Origin of the sequence: Asticcacaulis currens (assembly GCF_028550395.1) — a bacterium.
In the GTDB taxonomy this organism is placed as follows: Bacteria; Pseudomonadota; Alphaproteobacteria; order Caulobacterales; family Caulobacteraceae; genus Asticcacaulis; species Asticcacaulis currens.
The window spans coordinates 22,087-38,387 of the sequence record NZ_JAQQKW010000011.1 but is presented as its reverse complement, the minus strand read 5'-3'; the positions used below and the strand labels follow the sequence as shown (position 1 = coordinate 38,387).

10 protein-coding genes are annotated in these 16,301 nt (G+C 62.7%); 6 read left to right on the top strand and 4 right to left on the bottom strand.

Features of this window, described 5'->3' with window-relative positions:
* Entirely contained in the window at window positions 1-1,014 is a 1,014-nt protein-coding gene (locus PQU94_RS15640; RefSeq protein ID WP_272742369.1) for an Ldh family oxidoreductase, read from the top strand.
* Window positions 1,015-1,032: 18 nt separating this feature from the next.
* On the opposite strand, the gene PQU94_RS15635 is transcribed toward PQU94_RS15640, so the two are convergent.
* Window positions 1,033-2,040, bottom strand: a complete 1,008-nt coding sequence (locus tag PQU94_RS15635) for a cupin-like domain-containing protein (RefSeq protein ID WP_272742368.1) — start codon at window positions 2,038-2,040, stop codon at window positions 1,033-1,035.
* Between the two features lie 193 nt (window positions 2,041-2,233).
* On the opposite strand from PQU94_RS15635, the gene PQU94_RS15630 reads away from it, so the two are divergent.
* The 3 genes from PQU94_RS15630 (at window position 2,234) to PQU94_RS15620 (ending at window position 9,288) form a co-directional block, all read left to right on the top strand.
* Window positions 2,234-5,203, top strand: coding sequence for a TonB-dependent receptor plug domain-containing protein (locus PQU94_RS15630; RefSeq protein WP_272742367.1), 2,970 nt, complete (start codon window positions 2,234-2,236; stop codon window positions 5,201-5,203).
* Window positions 5,204-5,399: 196 nt separating this feature from the next.
* Window positions 5,400-7,742, top strand: a complete 2,343-nt coding sequence (locus tag PQU94_RS15625) for a glucosidase family protein (RefSeq protein ID WP_272742366.1) — start codon at window positions 5,400-5,402, stop codon at window positions 7,740-7,742.
* A gap of 139 nt (window positions 7,743-7,881) precedes the next feature.
* Window positions 7,882-9,288, top strand: coding sequence for an amino acid permease (locus PQU94_RS15620; protein WP_126423267.1), 1,407 nt, complete (start codon window positions 7,882-7,884; stop codon window positions 9,286-9,288).
* A 173-nt stretch (window positions 9,289-9,461) separates the two neighbouring features.
* Here PQU94_RS15620 and PQU94_RS15615 read toward each other — a convergent pair whose 3' ends face one another.
* Both PQU94_RS15615 and PQU94_RS15610 read right to left on the bottom strand, forming a co-directional pair.
* Window positions 9,462-10,805 (bottom strand): sigma-54-dependent transcriptional regulator, encoded by a 1,344-nt coding sequence (locus PQU94_RS15615; protein WP_272742365.1) that lies wholly within the window; start codon window positions 10,803-10,805, stop codon window positions 9,462-9,464.
* A gap of 8 nt (window positions 10,806-10,813) precedes the next feature.
* On the bottom strand, window positions 10,814-12,508 hold the full coding sequence (locus PQU94_RS15610; RefSeq protein ID WP_272742364.1) for a sensor histidine kinase: 1,695 nt from the start codon (window positions 12,506-12,508) through the stop codon (window positions 10,814-10,816).
* A 198-nt stretch (window positions 12,509-12,706) separates the two neighbouring features.
* Here PQU94_RS15610 and PQU94_RS15605 point away from each other — a divergent pair, with 198 nt between their 5' ends.
* Both PQU94_RS15605 and PQU94_RS15600 read left to right on the top strand, forming a co-directional pair.
* On the top strand, window positions 12,707-14,083 hold the full coding sequence (locus tag PQU94_RS15605; RefSeq protein WP_272742363.1) for a dicarboxylate/amino acid:cation symporter: 1,377 nt from the start codon (window positions 12,707-12,709) through the stop codon (window positions 14,081-14,083).
* 178 nt (window positions 14,084-14,261) lie between these two features.
* Window positions 14,262-14,978, top strand: a complete 717-nt coding sequence (locus PQU94_RS15600; RefSeq protein WP_272742362.1) for a TorF family putative porin — start codon at window positions 14,262-14,264, stop codon at window positions 14,976-14,978.
* Between the two features lie 98 nt (window positions 14,979-15,076).
* On the opposite strand, the gene PQU94_RS15595 is transcribed toward PQU94_RS15600, so the two are convergent.
* Window positions 15,077-16,300 (bottom strand): sensor histidine kinase, encoded by a 1,224-nt coding sequence (locus PQU94_RS15595; protein WP_272742361.1) that lies wholly within the window; start codon window positions 16,298-16,300, stop codon window positions 15,077-15,079.
* Between the last annotated feature and the right edge of the window lies 1 nt (window position 16,301).

Below are 16,301 nucleotides of genomic sequence, written 5' to 3'. Positions count from 1 at the left end.
ATGACCGAGACCGTAAGCCTGACCCTCGACGACGCCCGTGCGCTTAGTCTGCGCACCCTGATCGGTAACGGCTTTTCCGAAGCCCATGCCGAGGCGATCACCGCCACCATTCTGGCCGGGCAGCGCGACGAATGCCATTCGCACGGCCTATACCGCCTGCTGGTGTGCGTGGCGACGCGCCGGGCGGGCAAGGTGTCGAATGCCGAACCGCTGATCAGCGACGCGGCACCGGGGCTGGTGCGGGCGGACGCGCAGGGAGCCTATTCGCTGCTGGCTCTGGCGCGCGGCCTGCCGCTTCTGGCGCACAAGGCGCGCACGCAGGGGATTGCCGCGCTGGCCATCACGCACTGCTACCACTTTTCGGCCCTGTGGCCGGAGGTCGAAGCCATTGCCGCCCAAGGTCTGGTAGGACTGGCCATGACGCCCAGCCACGCCTGGGTCGCGCCGCATGGCGGCACAAAGGGCGTGTTCGGCACCAATCCGCTGGCCTTTGCCTGGCCGCGTCCGGAAGGTGAGCCGTTTGTGTTTGACTTTGCCACCAGTGCCGCGGCGCGCGGTGAGATTGAACTGCACCGCCGGGCGGGCAAGCCTATCCCCGAAGGCTGGGCGCTCGATAGCGACGGCCAGCCCACGACCGACGCCGAAGCGGCTATGTCCGGGGCCATGCTGACCTTTGGCGGGCATAAGGGCTCGGCCCTGTCGGCCATGATCGAGCTGATGGCCGGGCCGCTGATCGGGGATTTCCTCAGTCTGGAATCCTACGCCTACGATGCGGGGCAGGGGGCGACGCCCTATCACGGCGAGCTGCTGCTGGCCATCGACCCCGAGACCTTTATGGGCGGGGCTTACGCCCACCATGCGGGCCGGGCCGAGGCGCTGTTTGACGCCATAGTGGGGCAGGGGGCGCGCCTGCCGTCGCAACGCCGCTACGAGGCCCGCGCGCGCACGGCGGCCACGGGGAGGGTGAGCATCCCCGCTCAGCTCTATGCGGATATCGTGGCGCTGACGGTTTAGTTTATCCGTGGTGACATCTTAATCTTGCAGCGCTTTCACAATCTGGCGTTTCAACCTGCGACGCATGGGGGCATCCAGCGGGCCGTACAGGCCTTTGTCGCGCGGGGTGAGGTGCGCCACCGGGTCGCCATTCTCACCGAACACATAGTGGGCGAACAGGTTACGCCACACGCTGCGTTCGGGCTCAGGCAGGTCGCGTATGGCCAGCAGGGCGTGCAAAAAGGCCTCAGACGGCGCGGCGTCAGGCACAGGTGCGGCCTCCCACCAGTAGTTGACCAGCACGTTGAACGGCGACAGCGAGCGCACCTGATGCCACCAGCCGTAGGGGATATAGAGGGCGTCCCCGGCCTCAAGCTCGATATCGACACGCACGGCCTGCGCCTTGGCATAGCGCGGGTAGCGGCTGAGGTCCGGGCGGTCGATATCGACCATGCTGACCGGCACGCCGCCGATGGTGCGTTCATAGGGTCCGGGATAGAGGTTGGGGAGTTGCTCCGGCGGGAACAGGCTGAAGCGTCGCCGCCCGGCCACGACGCAGGCGATATTGTCGTTCAGATCGTAATGGGTGCGTGTCACCACTGCATTGCCGATCCAGATGCGCGGGGCGACATCGGGCAGCAGGTCAAGGCGGTTCTCGGCGGCAAAGCCCGGCATCTGCGACGCGATGGGCGTCGATTGCAGGCTGATGGCCAGAGGGTCGGCCTTGTCGCGTTCGCCCAGCAAGCGTTCCAGCACCTCCGGCACGGTCGCCGGGCCGTGGCTGAAATTGGAGACGTGGGTGTCGAAGCCGTAGAAAAACGTGCCCCTGGCCTGCGGGGGTGCCACATAGACCCCCGCCTGGGCTCCGCTGTCGTGGCTTAGCAGATAGTCGGCCAGCGCCTCATCCGACGTCCGGCCCAACTGCACGGCGGGCCAGTCCGCCACCACGCCTTCGAGCACCGCCGGCTTGCACGCCGGGCGGATATGCTGCGCGAACACGGTGCGATCCGGGCGGTTATACCGGGCAAGCGAAGCATCGTGGGACATGGCGAACTCCTGCAACGTAAAGGCAAGGGGGCAGTGAAAAAAGCCTGTGCGTGCGTATTGTATACTTTATGTGACTAAATCGTATAAAATATATTTGACGCCTTCGCAGAACGATGTTTAGCTTTGCATATGTCAGAATTGTTTCCGAATGGCGTGGCTGAACCGCGCTGTCCGGCCAGTCAAGGGGATCAGCATGAAAAAGCTTACGACGCGGTCGTTAATTATGAGCAGCGTGGCGGCCTCCGCCATCTTTAGCGGCTGGGTGGCGGCCCCCGCCATGGCGCAGGCGGACGGTGCCAGTCCGGCCGTCGAGGAGGTGGTGGTCACCGGTACCCGCATCCGCCGTCCGAACCTCAAGAGCGCGTCGCCCATCACCACGGTCGATGCCGCCGAAGTGAAGCTTCAGGGCTCAACAGGCGTGGACAGCTATCTTGCCAAGCTGCCGCAGATCGAGGCCGGGAATAACGAAAACCAGTCGAACAATTCCGACGGTACGGCGGGCGTCAACCTGCGCAGCCTCGGTGGCAACCGCGCGCTGGTCCTGATCGACGGTCAGCGCTTCCTGCCATCTCTCGGTGTGGATCTCAACTTTGTGCCGTCGGTTCTGGTTGAGCGCACCGATGTGCTGACCGGTGGGGCCTCATCGGTTTATGGCTCGGATGCCATGTCGGGCGTCGTCAACTTCATTATGAAAAAGCGTCTGGACGGCGTCATCGTCGATGCTCAGTACAGCATTTATAACCACAAAAACGATAACGACTATTTGCGCGGCATTCAGGCGGCCCGAGGCTTTAAGCTGGCCGATAAAAATGTCTGGGATGGCAAGAAGTACGACTTCAATATCGCCGCTGGCGGCCGCATCAACGAGGGCAAAGGCAACATCCTCGGTTATTTCGGCTATCGCAAGATGGAAGCTGTGCGGCAGGACGCGCGGGACTATTCGAACTGCGCGCTGAACTTCGCCGACGACAAGGGGTCATCTTTCGCTTGCGGCGGCTCGGGCAACCATGCCTACGGCTGGTTCCGCCCTCTGGACGATCTTGCCGGGGTTAACAAGAACCAGAACTGGGCCAATGCCAAGGATGGCTCGAAGACATGGGTGCCCAACGATTCCAGCTTCGCCTATAATTACGCCCCAGATAATTATACGTTGCGTAATTCTGAACGCTATCAGGCCGGTGGGTTCCTTAACTATACCTTCAATCCCCACGCTGAAGCCTATGGCAGCTTCATGTTCATGGATGATCATTCGATCAGTCAGGTCGCGCCGTCGGCCATCTGGTCGGGCCGGGCGTTTGACATCAATTGTAATAACCCGTTCCTCAGTACGTCGCAGGCTTCTATGCTCTGTGGGTCGGCAGCAGGCAGCAGCACCACTGTAAAAAGCTGGGTATCGTTCCGGGCCGCCACCGGTGAGCCACGCCGCAATGACATGCGCCATACCAACTATCGCTTTACGGCGGGTCTGAAAGGCGAAATTATCGATGGCTGGCGCTACGATGCCAACTATATGCACGCGATAACCGTAGGTCAGTTCAACTATCAGAACGACATCAATCAGGATAAGGCGGCGCAGGCGCTTCAGGCGGTTCTGGTCAATGGACAGGTCGTGTGTAAGGACAGTTCCAACAACTGTAAGCCCATTGACGTGTTCAGCGCCAAGGGCCCTTCATCCGAAGGCTATGCCTTTATCTATGCCCCGACTTTTACCCGTAACGAACAGACGATTGACGTCTATAACGCTTATGTCAGCGGCGATCTCGGCCAGTATGGTGTCAAGTCGCCTTGGGCCAATGACGGCGTGGCCGTGGTGGCTGGTCTTGAACACCGCACGGAAACGCTTGATGTAAAGCTGGACGAAACTCAGCTTTCTTACGCCACCAATGCTGATGGCAAGGTATCGGTGGATGAATGGTTCACAGAATTCGATATACCGGTGGTAGCGGACAAGCCGCTGATCCACTCGCTGAACCTAGCTCTTGGTTACCGCAAATCGACTTATAATACATCCTCCTCTACCTCCGTCGGGTCGGAAAAGAAGACCGAAACCTCCAAGTTCGAGGTTCGTTACGCACCCACGACCGATATTCTCCTGCGCGCCAGCTATAACCAAGCCATGCGAGCGGCCAATATTACCGAGCTGTTCGCGGCTCAGGGCGTGGGCAATGTGGCCCTGATTGATCCCTGTTCGGAAAACAATCGCGTCGCCAGTCTGGAACAGTGTCAGCGTACAGGCGTAACGGCTGCGCAGTATGGAACGACAACGCCCCCCATCAAGCGCAGCACTATTCCCGATACACCTGCCGATGTGGGTACAGCACTGGGTGGCGGCAATCCCGATCTGAGCCCCGAAAGGGCCAAGACGACCACCTTTGGATTCGTTCTGACACCGCGCTTCGTGTCCAATCTTGTGCTCAGCGTCGATTATTACAAGATCCGGATTGAGGACTATATTGGGTCGGTTCCGGCTCAGACGGCCGTATCTCAATGTATCGAAACCGGTAGCGCCTTCTATTGCGGCCTGATCCATCGTGATCCCATCACTGGTGCGCTTTACGGTTCCGACAAGAAGGGCGGTTATGTAATTTCCACTAATGTTAACACTGGTTATCTAGAAACCAAGGGAATCGACATTACGGCCAACTATCGTCTGGCAACCGGCTACGGTGATGTGAACTTTGGCTTTGTCGGCACTCTGCTCAATGCCTTGGAAACCGAGGTGCTGCCGGGTCTGGGGTCTTATGACTGCAAGGGTCTGTACGGTGGCACCTGCGGTCAGCCGTCTCCGAAGTGGCGTCATAATCTGCGCGCCACCTGGACGGTGCCGTGGGCGGATCGCTTCTATGTACCGACCAGCGTCTCGCTCAACTGGCGTCATTTTGGTGGCACGGAACTCGCCACCAATACCAATGATCAGTATCTGACCGGCACCAAATCGACGATAAATGCTCGCATCGGCAACTATGATTATTTCGATCTTGCCGTGACCAAGGACCTGCCGCACGGGTTGGTGCTGCGCGCCGGTATCAACAACCTGTTCGACAAAGACCCGCCGGCCATCATGAGCGGTCTGCTGGTCGAAAACGGTAACGGCAACACCTTCCCCAGTACCTATGATCCATTGGGTCGGATGTTGTTCGTCGGCCTCTCGGCGAAGTTCTGAGCCCACTCGGCCGGTGTCGTTTCACAAATGACACCGGCGGTATCGGTAGTAGCGTAAGCGTTTCTCACTCTCCTCCCTTCCGGCGTCATTCCTCCCGCGCCGGGGATATCCCCCCTGGGCGGCAAACCTCTGTCCCTGACGGTTTGCCGCCATTTTTTTGTCAGAGCGTGTTTCTGAAAGCGCTCGGGAGACGTCCATGACCCCCGGATTTCATCGTCGCGCCTTTTTGCAGGGATCGCTCGCCGGGACGGCGGGCCTGGGCGCCGCTTCGGCGTCGGCTGCGCCCCTGTTGCCCGCCCTGGAGGCCCTGAGCACGGTAAAAACCGACGGCCTGACCCCATTGGCGCAGTTCACCGCTCATGGCACGTCATGGACCGCGCATGAGGATCAGACGCGTCGCGACGGCCCGATCGTCTTCACCTGTGACAAGGGTGCCTTTTCCCTGTCGAAGCGCCCGGAGGCGGTGTTCGACGACATCACGCCCGCCTATCTGGGGCTGGCGCTCAAAGATATCTGTCAGGCCGATGCTGATCTGCTGGCCGACAAGCTGCTGGCGCACGGCGACGATCCGGACCCGGATGAGGTGCGCCGCGCGGCCCCGCCGGCCGGCTGGAACTTCACTCGTGAGTCGCTGTGGTGGCGGATGCCGTGGACGACCTTTGTCGGCACGACGCAGCAAGGCGATACCATGCCCGTCTTTCCCAACGGGCGCACCCGGACCTTTCGTCCAGAGCACGTCTTTCCCGAACTGAGCGGTGACGATAAGGTCTCCCGCCGCTGGGAGGGGCTGCTGGGCGGCTGGCTGCCCGCGGTTCACAAGATCATCGAAATCTCGCCGACGCGACACTACGACCTGCTGGTCTTTGCCGATGTGACGGCGACCGACAAACTGGTGGTGCAGACCTGGCATCGCACCATCCAGTACGACCACGGAAAGCCGGTAAAGACGGCGTTCGGCCATTCCTACGCCCCGTTCCCGCCGCGCCGCGTCGAGCCGACCGCCGAGGCCTTTTACGAGGGGCTCCTGACCTTTGCCGGTGACTGGCAGGCGCGCCTGAAGGATCAGGCGAAGCTAAGTATCCCCGATACCGCCCTGTCGGACATGGTCAGCCACGCCTTTGCCAAGGAGCTGATGGTGCGCCCGCAAGGCGTCTATCCCAAATATGGCGTGGTCGATCGCGACTATTTCGGTTCGGAATATGACGGGTTTCAGGACACCTTCACCTCATCGCTCTACGCCAATCTGGAGTGGGGGCGCTTCGATCAGGCCAGGGCCGTCCTGATCAACTATTTCGAGGACTTCGTCTTCGCCGACGGGCAGATCAATATGCGCGGGCCGGAGGTGGCGCAGTTCGGCCTGACGCTCAGCCTGCTGGCGCGCTATCTGCGCTATACGGGCGATACGGCGACGCTGAAACGCTTTGCCGGCAAGATCGAAAACACGGCGGCCATCCTCACCGAACTGCACGACGTGGCGCTGAAAAAGCCCGTCGGGGACGCCGGTTTCGGCCTGCTCGACGGCTGGAGCGAGTCCGACGCCTGCCTGCATCCGGACCCTTCGGTGTGGTGGAAACCCTACTGGAACAATTCGGCCTTTGCCGTGCGCGGCTGGCGCGACATCGCGGCCGTCTGGGCCATCATTGCGACGGAGCGGGCAGGATTGGCCGCCGACTGGAAGAGGCGCGCCGACACGCTTCAGGCGCAACTGGTCAAGACCCTGCGCGCCAATATCCGCCACGACCTGACACCGCCCTATGTGGCCATCCTGCCGGGGGCCACACGGACCCATCGTCAGGCCATGATCGAATCCGCCCGCACCCAGACGGGTAATGAACAGGGCTGGGCGCACCGCGCCTATGCCGAACTGCTGCACGCCGACGTCCTGCCCGACGATCTGGCGCAGACGGTCATCGACGCCGTGCGCGGGCATGGCGGCACGGCCATCGGCGTACTGGCCAATTTCGGCCCGCCCAGCGACGACAGCCGCGACCAGTTGGGCTTTATCTCCTACGGCTATGCCCAGCAGTTGCTGCGCTCGGACCGCATCGAGGAATACCTGCTGTTCCTGCACTCGCACCGCTACCATTCGCATACGCCGGGCACTTGGGTGGCGGGGGAGGTTACGGGCATCACCGGCGGCCTGCCGCTGTTCTGCATCCCGGCGCAACTGACCATCCCCAAGCTGGTGCGCTGGGCGCTGGTGTTTGAGGCCTCGGACGCAGACACCCTGTGGCTGGGCCGCGCCGTTCCGCGTCAATGGCTCGCCTCCGAACAGCCCATCGCCATCACCGGCGCGCCGACGCGCTGGGGGCCGGTCGATCTGCACCTGCAAAGACAGGGTCTTATGCTCAACGGCGAGGTTCGCCTTGGCGGCGCGACCCGGCCCTCAGAGGTGCGTCTGCGCCTGCGGGCGCCGAAAGAGATGCGGCTGGCCTCGGTCACGGTGAACGGCAAAAAAGCGGTCGTCGAGGGCGAAGATGTGGTGATCCGGCCTCAAAACACGCCTCTTCGCGTGCAAGCCCGCTTGCGCAAGGCGTAAAAGTTGCGTTTGATACGAGTGGCGCGCGACCGTCAAATGGGCAGTTGACAGTTGGATGGTTGACAGGCGCAATAAAAGCGACACAAATCGTATACGAAACGGGGATCGACGCCGCGGCGTCTTGTTTAAGGGACTTTTCATGGGACTGTTTGGACCGCTAAAACCGCTGCATCGGGCGGAAGAAGACGGCAAGGCGCTGGCCAAGACGCTGAGCTGGCCGCATCTGATGGCGCTGGGTATCGGCGGCATTATCGGCACTGGCATCTACACCCTGACCGGGGTGGGGGCGGGGCTGGCCGGGCCGGGGGTGCTGGTCTCCTTTGCCCTTTGCGGTCTGGTCTGCGCCTGCGCGGCGCTGTGCTACACCGAAATGTCTACCCTGATCCCCGCCGCCGGTTCGGCCTATACCTATACCTATTCGGCCATCGGTGAGGTGGCGGGCTGGGTCGTCGGCTGGGCGCTGATCCTCGAATATTCGCTGGCCTGTTCCAGCGTGGCGGTCGGCTGGTCGGCGCACCTTGTCGGCTGGCTGAATGAGGGGATGGGCCTGCAATTGCCGGCCTTCCTGCTCAATGCGCCGCACGCGGGCGGCCTCGTCAACCTGCCGGCGGTGCTGGTGTCGCTGGCGGTGATGGGCCTGTTGATGATCGGCGCGCGTGAAAGCGCCACGCTGAACATCCTCTTGGTTATCATCAAAATCGTCGCGCTGGGGGCCTTTATCGTCCTCGGCCTGCCCGCCATTCAGGCCGGGAACTACGATCCGTTCGCCCCCTATGGCTTTATCGGTCAGCAGATCGGCGGCGAAAAGGTCGGCATCATGGCCGCCGCCGCCATCGTCTTCTTCGCCTTCTTCGGCTTCGACGCCGTCTCGACCTCGGCCGAGGAGGCCAAGAAGCCGGGCCGCGACCTGACCATCGGCATCCTCGGCTCCATGGCCGTTTCGACCCTGATCTACATGCTGGTCGCCGGTGTGGCCGTCGGCGTCGCGCCGTTTCAGGAAATCGCCAACAGTGCCGAGCCTTTGCCGCATATTCTGCGTGAGATCGGTTATCCGGTGGTGGCCGGTCTGGTCGGCCTCGCCGCCATTGTCGCCCTGCCGTCGGTCATTCTGGTCATGATGTACGGTCAGAGCCGCATCTTCTTCGTCATGGCGCGCGACGGCCTGCTGCCGCAGGCGGTGGCCAAGGTCAACAAGAAGGGCTCGCCGGCCCTGATCACCCTGATCACCGGCATCTTCGTGGCCATCTTCGCCGGTTTTGTGCCGCTGAAAGAAATCGCTGCCCTGTCGAACGCCGGGACTCTGATCGCCTTTATCGCCGTGGCCCTGTCGATGATCATCCTGCGCCGCCGCTTCCCGGACCTGCCGCGCACCTTCAAAACCCCGGCCTACCTGCTGGTCGGCCTTGCGGCGATCGCGGGCTGCGCCTTCATCTTCTACAGCCTGCCGATCCAGAGCCAGCTCTTTACCCTGATCTGGATGGCGATTGGGCTGGTCGTCTATTTCTCCTACGGCAAGTGGCACAGCCGCCTGAAAAAGGGCGCGTAGGCGGCCTTACAGTCAAACGCGAAAGGGCGGGGTACACCTCGCCCTTTCTGTGTACCCTGATAGAGGTAACCACAGATTTCACAGATTACACAGATGAGTTGCCCGAGGTCGTCCAGACCACGCCGCATGACCGCGCTTTGATCTGTGTAATCTGTGAAATCCGTGGTTTTAGCCTAACGTCCCCGATAGACATTCAGGTCGATGCCGTAACGATTGACCTTGTCATAGAAGGTCTTGCGCGGCAGTTTCAGCACCTCCATCACGCTGCGCACCTGTCCTTCGTGGCGCTCCAGGGTTTCGCGCAGCAGGGCCTCTTCGTAGCGCGCCACCTGTTCGGCCAGACCCGGCGCATCGTTTTCCGCACCCGGCAGACTGTCGTCTATGCCCAGCGCATAGCGTTCGGCATATTGCTCCAGTTCACGCACATTGCCGGGCCAGTCGTGCTGGCGCAGATGGCTCTGGGCCTGAAGGCTGAGGCGCGGGGCCGGGCGACCCAGACGCGCCGCCGCCGCCAGCAGGAAGTGCTGAAACAGCAGCGGAATATCCTCGCGCCGTTCGCTGAGCGGCGGCACGCGCAGGGTCACGCCGCTCAGCCGGTAATAGAGGTCGGCGCGAAACCGCCCGTCGCGCACGGCCTGCACCAGATCAATGCGCGTGGCGGCAATGACCCGGATATCGACCTGCCGTGGGCTTTCGGCCCCCTCCGGCCACACCTCGCGCGTTTCCAGCACGCGCAACAGCCGCGCTTGCTGGCTGAGCGTCAGCCCCTCGACCTCATCGAGGAACAGCGTCCCCTTATGCGCCTTTTCGATGCGTCCGATCAGGCGCGGGGCACCGGGGCGCAGGCCCTGTTCACTGCCGAACAGCTCGCTCTGAAAGCGCTCCTCGTCCAGCGCCGCGCAGCCGATATGCACAAAGGCCCGGCCCTTGCGGGCACTGAGCGCGTGCAGGGCGCGCGCCACGCGGTCCTTGCCCACGCCGGTATCGCCGCTGATCAGCGTATCGACCTCGGCCTCGGCGACGCGCACCACCACGCTTTTCAGATGGGTCATGACGGCGGAATCGCCCAGCAGGGGGTAGCGGCTGTCCTGATCGGCCAGTTGGGCATGGGCCTGCCGCAGGCGGCGGTTTTCCAGCACCAGTTCGCGCGTCTGCACGGCGCGGCGCACGCTCTGACGCAGATCGTCCTGCGCAAAGGGCTTGGACAGGAAGTCATAGGCCCCGTCCTTCAGCGCCTGCACGGCCATCGGCACATCGCCGTGCCCGGTCATCAGGATCACCGGCAGGTCAGGGTCGAGAGCGCGGATACGCGCAAAGACCTCAAGGCCGTCCATGACCGGCATCCGCACATCGGTGATCACCACGCCGGGGAAGGTCCCATCAAGGGCCTTGAGCGCCTCGGCCCCGCTGGCAAAGGCCTGCACGCTAAAGCCGTCGAGGCGCAGGGCCTGACTTTGCGCCGCCAGCAGGTCGGCATCGTCGTCAATCAGGATCAGGGGCGCGGTCACAGGGGTCATGTGCGGGGTCATGAGGCTTTACGCAGGGTCAGAATGAAGGTGGCACCGGTCTCAGAGCTTTCCGCGCTGAGCGCGCCGCCGAAATCGCGCAGAATGTCGTGAGCGATGACGAGGCCGAGGCCCAGCCCCTTGGGCTTGGTGGTGACGAAGGGGGTGAAAAGCTGCGCCTGTACCTGCGGCGGCAGGCCCGGCCCGTTATCGGCGACGCGCAGGCGCACCTGATCGCCGTCGGCGCTGAGGCTGAGGCGCACCTGCGCGTCGGGCACCCCTTCCAGCGCCTCGAAGGCGTTTTGCAGCAGATTGACCAGCACCTGCTCCAGCCGCACGCGGCTGGCCATGACCCGCAATTGCGGGTCGATGGGGTCGCAACGGAGGCTGACGCGATGGTCGCGCAGGCGGCTTTCATTGAGCAGGATGGACGAGGCCACCGCCTCTTTCAGCGGCACGGGCTCAACCTCGCTGGAGGCCTTGCGCGAAAAGGTGCGCAATTCGCCGGTGATGTGACCGAGGCGGTCGCACATGCGGATAATGGCGCTGAGGTTTTCAGCAATGATCGCCTTCGCCCCGCGCGCTGACGGTGTCTGGCTGGCGGCGGTTTCGGCCAGTACGCGGATGGTGGCGACCGGCTGATTGATTTCGTGGGCCACACCGGCGGTGATCTGCCCCAGACTGGCCAGCTTGTTGGCCTGCACCAGATCGGCCTGAAGGCGACTGAGGCGTCGCTGGGCGGTGCGGCGTTCGCGGATCTCCTTCGACAGGCGGTCATTGGTGGCGCTCAGGGCCTCGGTGCGGGTGGCGACATCGCGCTCCAGCCGTTCGCGGTATTCGGCTTCGCGCGCCGCCGACAGCCGCCTTTGCCGCAGTCTGCGCCATTGCCAGGCGCTCAGCGTCCCCAGCAGGCCAAAGGCCAGAGCGGCGGTCAGGGTGGCGGCGATGGCCGTATCGCGCGCCGCCTGATCGCTGCTGATGACGTGCAGCTTCCAGCCGACGCCCGGCAGATCAATCACCGTGTCGATCTGACGCGCCGACAGGGCGGGGAGGGGCTTGAAGCGTCGCTCCGGGTGCGCCGTCAGGAAGACCTCACCCGTGGGGCCGGTGACGTAGGTGTCTTCACCCAGCCCACCCCAGGTGGCCTCGATGGGGTCGAACTCCATCTTCACCACCACCACGCCCAGCCGGCGCCCGGAGGCGGTGACGGCGCGGGCAAAAAACAGGCCGGGCTTGCGGCTGACCGTGCCCAGCGCGAACTGTGTCGCCGTGCCGTTCGTCATGGCTTCGCGGAAATAGGGCCGGAAGCTGTAATTGCTGCCGACGAAGGAGACGGGCAGGGCCCAGTTGCTGGCCGCCACCGTCTGGCCGGAGGCCTGAATGATATAGATGACCGAACTGCGCGTCTGGGTGCGCAGTCGATCCAGCTTTTTCGAGACACCGCTATAGAGCGCGGGCCGGTTGCCGAGCAGCGCGGCGGTCACGTCGCTGTCGTCGCTGAGGACCAGCGCCACCGTCGCCTGCCGCTCCATCTCGCTTTGCAGGACGGCGGCGCGCAAGCGGGCCCGCGTTTCGACGTCTTCGGAGACGCTGCGCAGGGCGCTGGTATAGCTCAGGCTACAGACGCCCCACAGGACCAGCCCCAGACCGGCCACGCAAGCGAGGCCGGCGAGGATCAGCAGAGGCCGTCGAATCTGGCGCGGTACAGGGGGCATATCTCCCTTATAAGCCTTTGCGAATTTTCGCACAATGTCCGGGTTACATGTGTGAAATTCCACACAAAATAGGGGCCTGTCTTTGCTATAAATTTTTAAATTTCAATGGATTAATGAAAACAGGCCGAAGTGTGGGCACAGGGGTGGTGCCGGATTATGGTGCGTTAACAAAAACCACCAAAGGGTCGAGGAACACCCATGCAGATGCATACCCCAACGGACACGCTGACCGCGGCCGCGCCGCGCAAGCGTCCTTTCTACACTCATCTCTATTTTCAGGTGCTGGTCGCCATCGCTTTGGGCGCGGCTATCGGGCACTTTTACCCGCAGACCGGCGAGGCGCTGAAACCGCTGGGTGACGGCTTTATCAAGCTGGTCAAGATGATCATTTCCCCGGTCATCTTCCTTACCATCGTCACCGGTATTGCCGGTATGGGCTCGCTGAAAGGCGTCGGCTCGGTCACGGGCAAGGCGTTTGCCTACTTCCTGACCTTCTCGACCCTGGCCCTGATCGTCGGCCTGATCGTCGCCAATGTGGTTCAGCCCGGTCACGGCATGAATATCGACCCGGCCACCCTGCACAATGAGAAGGTGACGGAATACGCCGCCAAGGCGCACGAAACGACCCTGATCGGCTTCGTGATGGACATCATTCCGACGACCTTCACCTCGGCCTTTGTCGAAGGCAACATCCTTCAGGTGCTGTTTATCGCCATCCTGTTCGGCATCTCGCTGATCTTTGTCGGTGAGCGCGCCAAACCGCTCGTCAGCCTGCTCGAACTGGTCAGCGCCGGTATCTTCAAAATGGTGTCGATCCTGATGAAGGCCGCGCCCATCGGGGCCTTTGGCGCCTTTGCCTTCACCATCGGCAAGTACGGCATCGCCTCCATCATCAATCTGGCGGCACTGGTCGGCACCTTCTACGCCACCTCGGCCCTGTTCGTGATCGTCATTCTGGGCGCCGTCTGTGCGGCCAACGGCTTCTCGATCTTCAGGCTGATCAGCTATCTGAAGGCGGAGCTGCTGCTGGTGCTCGGCACCTCGTCGTCGGAGTCGGCCCTGCCGAGCCTGATGGAAAAGATGGAGGCCGCAGGCTGCAAGCGTTCGGTCGTGGGCCTTGTCGTGCCGACCGGCTATTCGTTCAACCTCGATGGCACCAATATCTACATGACGCTGGCCGCCCTGTTTATCGCTCAGGCCACCAACACCCACCTGTCGCTTGAGCAGCAACTGCTGCTTCTGTCGGTCGCCATGCTGTCGTCCAAGGGCGCAGCCGGGGTGACGGGCGCGGGCTTCATCACCCTGGCCGCCACCCTGTCGGTGGTGCCGAGCGTGCCCATCGCCGGTATGGCCATCATTCTGGGCGTGGACCGCTTCATGTCGGAATGCCGCTCGATCACCAACTTCATCGGCAATGCGGTCGCCACCGTCGTCGTCAGCCGCTGGGAAAAGTCGATCGACATGCACACCTTCCGCGCGGCGCTGAGTGGCAAGCCTGTGGTCGAGGCCGAACCGGTCATGGCCATCCACGGGGCTCCGGCGGGTCTGCAACTGGGCGAAAAGAGCGCGGACTAACCTTTTAAGGATGGAACCTTCCGGCCATCCCCCGGCCGTGTCCCCCCGACGTGGTTCCATCCTGACTGACCCGTGCCGGTGTATCGGTTCGAGCCTCCGGCACGGGTATTTTTCCCCTAAACCCTTTCTTCTCAAATTCATGCGAGACTGCCTTGCGGTTTCGCAAACGGAGACCCTCATGTCTGCGAACACTATCCGTTTGTCGGCGGCCCTGCTTGTGGCCCTTCCCCTAACTCTGTCTCAGGCCGCGCAGGCCGCCCCGGCCGCCAGGCCTGAAAGGATCAAATATTCCGCTGAGGTCAAACTGCTGAGCGACGGCATCTATCGCGGCGTCAGCCAGACCGAGGGCCGCCCGCAATACATTGTGGGTGGGCAGGCCGCTTACGGTAAGTTCTTTGCCGGTGTCCTGTACAAGTCGATGCGCGACCGCACCACGGGCGTCGATAACCAGACCCAGGCCATCCTCGGTTACAAGACCAATCTGGCAGGCAATGACATCGTGGCCCGCGCTATCTACAAGCAGTATAACGGCACCAAAGCCGGCATTGATAATGAGTGGATGGAGTACGAATTTACCGCCACGCGCAAGCTGACGAAAAGGCTGAGCGGCAAGCTGAACTTCGCCTATGCCGACGACAATTACGGCAAGGCAAAGACGGCGACCTACACGGACCTGGGTCTCGACTATAAGGTCACGCCCAAACTGTCGTTTCAGGTGGCCAATGGCTTCCGTCACAACCGGCACAGCGTCGATTACACCAGCTATCTGGCCGGGGTGAGCTATGCGGTGACGCCAAAATTTATGGCCAGCCTGACCTTCACCACGACCGACAAGGGCGATCTGGGCGACAAGTACGGCGAGTCCACCTTCATCACCCTGTCGAAGAAATTCTAGAGCGAAATGACTTTAGGTGGAAGCGCCATTTCGCTCTAAATTTTTGTTTTGTCGCGATGTTTTTGCGGAAAACCGCTCACACTCTTCCGCACATCGCTCTAGATTTTAGAAAGACTAAAGGCGAAACGGGCGCCGCCCAAGGCGTCCGGATCGCCGGGACTGAGCGGCAACAGGCTGAGGTCCGAGCCGTGGCCCTGTACGATCTGCCGGGCCAGACTGAGGCCCACGCCCGTACCGGTGGCCTTGGTGGTGAAGAAGGGCATGAAGACCTGACGGCCATGTTCGGCCGGGATGCCGGGGCCGGAATCCTCGATCAGTATGGTCAGGTCATTTTCCCCCGCAGCGGCGCGCAGGCGGACCCTGGGGTCGCCGCCCTTTTCGAGCGCCGCCTGTGCCGCATTGTTGAGCAGGTTCCCGGCGCACAGCCACATCTGATCCTCGTCCATGCGGACCCTCACCTCCTCGGGCGGCACCTCCCACAAAAGCCTGACCCCCTTGTCGCTCCACTGAGCGGTGAAACTCTCGTGCAGCACCTCCAGCCATTCCGACAGGCGCACCGGTTGCAGGCTGGGCGGCGGCAGACGGGTCAGGGCGCGATAGGCATTGATGAAGTCGTGCAGGCCTTCGGTGCGCGCTACCACCCGCTCCAGGGCCTTGATGGCCAGTGCGCGCGATTGCGGTGTATCGTCGGTGAGCAGGTCGAGCGCGCTCTTGCTCATCGAAGCCACGGGCGTCAGGGCGTTCATCAGTTCGTGATTGAGCACCCGCAGCAGGTCACGCAGCGCCGTGGCTTCGGCGGCGCGCACATCGGCGGAAATATCGGTCAGGATGGCCAGTTGCGAGGTCCGCTCATCCTCGATCAGCTCGTTGTGCTGAACGGCAAAGGTGCGGCCTTCCCAGACGATCTGCTGCCCCGGCGCAAACAGGTCGCCACCATCACCGACAAGCGTGCGGCGCACGGCCAGAGGCAGGGCGTAGGCGACGCCGAACAGTTGCCGTGCCGCGCGGTTGACGGCAATGATCTGACCATCATCGGTTTGCAGCAAAAGCGGCGAGGGGGCCTGATCGAGCAGCATCTGAAGCCGTCGCCGCCCCAGCTCCGCCGTAAAGATCGGCGCGGGGCTTAGCCGGGCGCGCAGGCGTTCACGCGCCAGATGGAAGGCCGGGCTGTTGACGCCCGCCACGGCCAGACCGACGGCGGCCAGTCCGCAAACCAGCGCCGTGGCGTAATAGCCCTGACTGAGGGCCAGCCACAGCCCGACCCCCAGGGCGAAGACGCCCACCTGCGCGACAATGCTGAGCCAGATGCGATGAGACCCCATG

Excerpts from the sequence above, each read along its gene's own strand:
- PQU94_RS15640 (WP_272742369.1), top strand. The coding sequence starts at position 1 with ATGACCGAGACCGTAAGCCTGACCCTCGACGACGCCCGTGCGCTTAGT.
- PQU94_RS15635 (WP_272742368.1), bottom strand. The coding sequence starts at position 2,040 with ATGTCCCACGATGCTTCGCTTGCCCGGTATAACCGCCCGGATCGCACC.
- PQU94_RS15630 (WP_272742367.1), top strand. The coding sequence starts at position 2,234 with ATGAAAAAGCTTACGACGCGGTCGTTAATTATGAGCAGCGTGGCGGCC.
- PQU94_RS15625 (WP_272742366.1), top strand. The coding sequence starts at position 5,400 with ATGACCCCCGGATTTCATCGTCGCGCCTTTTTGCAGGGATCGCTCGCC.
- PQU94_RS15620 (WP_126423267.1), top strand. The coding sequence starts at position 7,882 with ATGGGACTGTTTGGACCGCTAAAACCGCTGCATCGGGCGGAAGAAGAC.
- PQU94_RS15615 (WP_272742365.1), bottom strand. The coding sequence starts at position 10,805 with ATGACCCCTGTGACCGCGCCCCTGATCCTGATTGACGACGATGCCGAC.
- PQU94_RS15610 (WP_272742364.1), bottom strand. The coding sequence starts at position 12,508 with ATGCCCCCTGTACCGCGCCAGATTCGACGGCCTCTGCTGATCCTCGCC.
- PQU94_RS15605 (WP_272742363.1), top strand. The coding sequence starts at position 12,707 with ATGCAGATGCATACCCCAACGGACACGCTGACCGCGGCCGCGCCGCGC.
- PQU94_RS15600 (WP_272742362.1), top strand. The coding sequence starts at position 14,262 with ATGTCTGCGAACACTATCCGTTTGTCGGCGGCCCTGCTTGTGGCCCTT.
- PQU94_RS15595 (WP_272742361.1), bottom strand. The coding sequence starts at position 16,300 with ATGGGGTCTCATCGCATCTGGCTCAGCATTGTCGCGCAGGTGGGCGTC.